The 4,561-nt window shown below is 51.5% G+C and carries 4 protein-coding genes; 2 read left to right on the forward strand and 2 right to left on the reverse strand.

The annotated features are described in order from the left end of the window. The coding region (locus VJY99_RS17050; RefSeq protein ID WP_324120595.1) for a DUF6966 domain-containing protein at nucleotides 1-304 on the forward strand (304 nt) is incomplete at its 5' end. Between the two features lie 80 nt (nucleotides 305-384). On the opposite strand, the gene VJY99_RS17055 is transcribed toward VJY99_RS17050, so the two are convergent. Beyond that, nucleotides 385-951, reverse strand: a complete 567-nt coding sequence (locus tag VJY99_RS17055; RefSeq protein ID WP_324120597.1) for a GNAT family N-acetyltransferase — start codon at nucleotides 949-951, stop codon at nucleotides 385-387. Nucleotides 952-1,071: 120 nt separating this feature from the next. After that, nucleotides 1,072-2,796, reverse strand: coding sequence for a D-lactate dehydrogenase (dld, locus tag VJY99_RS17060; protein WP_324120599.1), 1,725 nt, complete (start codon nucleotides 2,794-2,796; stop codon nucleotides 1,072-1,074). A gap of 192 nt (nucleotides 2,797-2,988) precedes the next feature. On the opposite strand from dld, the gene bglX reads away from it, so the two are divergent. Beyond that, nucleotides 2,989-4,561, forward strand: a 1,573-nt coding sequence (gene bglX / locus VJY99_RS17065) for a beta-glucosidase BglX (RefSeq protein WP_324120601.1), incomplete at its 3' end; no start/stop codon positions are given.

A 4,561-nucleotide genomic window follows, 5' to 3' on the forward strand; every position in this document is an offset into this window, starting at 1 on the left:
GGGTATTAAAATGAAATTACAAATCAGACAGTTAGTTCTCGGTATTGCAGAGATTTTATCCAGTAATAATGAGAGGTTTTGGGCTGAACAATTCGAATACCTCAATGCCAGGCTGGATACCGATTATTTAGAAACGTTGATAATTATTAATAGCATGTATGGAGGGGCTGGCTCATTCAATGACGTTGTTTTGCATAAGGATGGCTGGCCCGTTACTGCACAGAACAGAGAGCTTCAAGCATTAAAATCAAGTCTTCATCAACTTATTGAAACCGAATTGATGAATAACAATCACCCTGACTGATTCAATCATTTGAGGGTAGGGCTACGGACTTTATGAGTATGCTTGCCTCCACGAAAATCCTTCTCACCACATGGCGAGTTTCACCCGCCTGGCATAGATGGCAGCGTCCGGTCCCCATCATTAAGCGGGCGCTGCATAATCAACGTATCGCGCCAGCCGCCAAGCTTGAATCCCACATTGCGTAGTTGTCCCACCACTTCGAAACCGAGTTTTTTGTGCAGACGGCATGAACCTGAATTGTTTTCACCATCGCCAATAATTGCCACCATTTGCCGCCAGGGACCCTGCTCGCAACGGGTAATCAGCTGGCTTAACAGCTCACGACCCACACCTTTGCCCATCATACTGGCGTCGATATAAACTGAGTCTTCAAGGGTAAAACGATACCCCGGGCGTGGACGATAAGCGGTCGCGTAGCTATAACCCACCACAATTCCGCTATGTACCGCGACCAACCACGGGAGTTGCAGGGCATGAACTGCGTTAAGACGTTCAGCCATTTGGCTACGTGTTGGAGGCACTTCTTCGAATGAGCCGCGCCCATGCAGAACATGCCATTCATAAATGGCGGTGATGGCCGGAATATCATCGGCGCTGGCGTCGCGAACCTGTAATCCTACACTCGGTACTGTTTCGAGCACTGACATCTTCCGCTCCTGTACGCAAAAAAATTTAAGTGGCGTAAGGTCACACCACTTTTTGGAATTTTAATTTAGTACGAAAAACCAACGAAAAATAGCCCCTGGTCTGGTGGTTGACGGCAACAGTTAATGAGGATTGTGGTCATGCGTATGGCTACAGGCCTGTTCCTCCCACCACTTACGCTTAGTGGTTTTGCCTATACCTGGGTTCATGCTGTTAGTCGGGTCATTTGCCTGATAAAACTGCTTTAAGCTGTCAGGCGCTTCATAGAGGTGCCCGACGTTATGCTCAGCCGGATACTGCGCGCCACGTGTGCGTAGCAGCTCAAGCATTTGCTCTTTCAGCTCATGGACATCAACCCCTTTTTTGACAATGTAATCCTGATGGAAGACATGGCACATAAAGTGGCCGTAATACAGGCAATGACTGATTTGGCTGCTGATTTCCGGCGGTAGTTGCTCAAACCACTGCTGGTCGTTACGACGTAGCGCAATATCAAGTGCGAGAATATCTTCTACTTCGTTGGCATGAACCGCGTGATAACGCACGGCGGCACCTGCGGCAGCAAAACGGTGTAAAAACGCTTTCGCCCCTTCAGTTGGCGTGCAGACGAAAAAGCCACCTTCAGCCTGCTGAAAATAACTCTCGAGCCAGTTGCGCGCTTCGGCAATCCCTTCACCGGACATCTTCAACAACAGGTGGTGTTCGTATTTTCCACGCCACTCTTTCATGCGTGGCGGTAAGTGGCTCGGGCTCCAGTTGCACAGGCGCTGTAAAACCCGGTCGGTGAAGTGAGGTTTAATGAAGGGGACTTTCTCAAACCATGCATCGGTGCGGCCTTTCAGGGTAAAGAACAGCGGCATTTTATCGGTGCCGAGTTTGTCGATCATCATGAACGTATCTTTGCCATACACCTCGGCAATATCGTAAATATCGCGGTGCATATATTCTCCCGCCACTGGCAGGTTTTCGAAATTAGCCAGAATATGACGGCGGATTTCGGTCAGCACTTCAGGTTGGTTGGTGCCGATGTAAAACACTTCGTTTTGCTTTTCGGCGACAAACGTGTCGAGGCGTACGGCGAAGACGGCGAGTTTCCCCGCGCAGCCAGAGGCTTCAAAAAGGCGGCTTGGGTCAGCATTAAAGCGTGATGGTGAGTCCGCATCCACGTCGCGCACGCGTTCGGCATAATCTTTATCAGAGGCCTGACGCTGGTCGTGGAGCACATTTTCTGGCTTCACTCGCTCGTCATCGAGCGTGCCGAGAATTTGTTCCGGTGTGACACCAAGGTCGATACCCAGATGGTTAACCAGCGTTAATTTACCTTGTTCATCAATACGCGCGTACAGCGCCATCTCGGTATAGGCAGGCCCGCGTTTTACCAGTGAGCCGCCGGAGTTATTACAAATCCCGCCAATCACCGATGCGCCAATGCACGACGAACCGATCACCGAGTGCGGTTCACGTCCAAGGGGCTTAAGCGCTTTTTCCAGTTGATAGAGTGTGCTGCCAGGAAAGGCTAACACCTGCTTGCCGTCATCCAACAACTGTAATTTATCCAGACGCAGCGTGCTGATGATGACAATTTCACGATCGTAATCGTTGCCATTCGGGGTTGAACCTTCGGTTAAACCAGTATTGGCCGCCTGCATGAGAATGATTTTGTCGGTGTTGACACATGCGCTCAGCACTCGCCATAACTCAAGCAAAGTCCCGGGGAAAACCACTGCCAGCGCATCGCCCTGACCGGAGCGGAAACCTTTACGATAACGCGCTGTTTTGGCCGCGTCTGTTAACACATGTTGGTTGCCAACCAGGCGGTTGAGCTCATTAATAAATGGGTTAGACATTTATCCACTCCTTGGGAAAATAGTGACGCCTTCAAGCATAGTCGGAAAACCTTAATCAATACTCTGAAATGGCCTAATAATCAGCACATAACAGCGGAACCGCTCTTCTTACCGCAAGGACGTTGTGGCACACTGCACCTCTTAACACTTCGTGCTGCCCCGCGTGGCGGCTTGAGCAAGAGAGTAATGTCGATGAAATGGCTCTGTTCTGTAAGTTTCGCAGTTAGCCTTGCGCTGCAACCTGCGGTGGCTAATGAAATGTTTGGCCCGCACCCGTTAACGCCAGAAGCGCGTGATGCCTTTGTCACCGATTTGCTGAAAAAAATGACCACTGACGAGAAAATCGGCCAGTTGCGGTTAATCAGCGTCGGGCCGGATAACCCGAAAGAAGCCATTCGCGAGATGATCAAAGAAGGGCAAGTCGGCGCGATTTTCAACACCGTAACCCGCCATGACATCCGTACCATGCAAGACCAGGTGATGGATCTTAGCCGTCTTAAAATCCCATTATTCTTCGCCTACGATGTGGTACATGGTCAACGTACGGTGTTTCCAATCAGCCTGGGTTTAGCCTCCTCCTTTAATTTGGATGCGGTGAAAACTGTGGGCCGAGTGTCTGCTTATGAAGCGGCAGATGATGGCCTGAACATGACGTGGGCGCCGATGGTCGACGTTTCACGCGACCCGCGCTGGGGCCGTGTTTCTGAAGGTTTTGGCGAAGATACGTATCTGACCTCGATTATGGGTCGCACCATGGTTGAAGCGATGCAGGGTAAAAGCCCGGCAGATCGCTACTCGGTGATGACCAGCGTCAAACACTTCGCCGCTTATGGCGCAGTAGAAGGCGGCAAAGAGTACAACACCGTGGACATGAGCACGCAGCGTTTGTTCAACGACTACATGCCACCATACAAAGCCGCGCTCGATGCGGGCAGTGGTGGCGTGATGGTCGCACTGAACTCGCTCAACGGTACGCCTGCATCGTCCGACTCCTGGCTGCTCAAAGACTTGCTGCGTGATGAGTGGAAATTCAAAGGCATCACCATTTCTGACCACGGTGCGATTAAAGAATTGATTAAGCACGGTGTGGCGAGTGACCCGAAAGATGCGGTGCGTGTGGCACTGAACTCCGGCATCAATATGAGTATGAGCGATGAGTTCTACAGCAAATACTTGCCTGAGCTTGTGCAAAGCGGCGCGGTACCGATGGCTGAGCTGGATGACGCCGCACGTCACGTGTTAAACGTGAAATACGATATGGGGCTGTTTAATGACCCCTATAGCCACTTAGGGCCGAAAGAGTCCGACCCCGAAGACACCAATGCCGAAAGCCGCTTGCATCGTAAAGAAGCTCGCGAAGTTGCGCGCGAAAGCATGGTTCTGCTGAAAAATCGCCTGCAAACCTTACCGCTGAAAAAATCGGGCACCATTGCTGTGGTGGGCCCGTTGGCTGACAGCAAGCGCGACGTGATGGGGAGCTGGTCTGCTGCGGGTGTGGCTGATCAAACGGTGACAGTGTTGCAGGGCATTAAAAACACGGTGGGCGATAACGCCAACATCGTGGTCGCCAAAGGCGCTAACGCCACCGACGAAAAAGACATCGTTGCCTTCCTCAACCAGTATGAGCCAGCGGTGAGTGTCGATAATCGTTCTGCCAAAGAGATGATCGACGAAGCCGTCAATACCGCGAAATCTGCCGATGTAGTGGTGGCGGTTGTGGGTGAAGCTCAGGGCATGGCGCACGAAGCCTCCAGCCGTACCGACC

The organism is Buttiauxella sp. (assembly GCF_035271705.1).
Taxonomy (GTDB): Bacteria; Pseudomonadota; Gammaproteobacteria; order Enterobacterales; family Enterobacteriaceae; genus Buttiauxella.

What these genes read in the sequence shown, in the direction of transcription:
- VJY99_RS17055 (WP_324120597.1), bottom strand. Translation starts at nt 951, where the DNA reads ATGTCAGTGCTCGAAACAGTACCGAGTGTAGGATTACAGGTTCGCGAC.
- dld (WP_324120599.1), bottom strand. Translation starts at nt 2,796, where the DNA reads ATGTCTAACCCATTTATTAATGAGCTCAACCGCCTGGTTGGCAACCAA.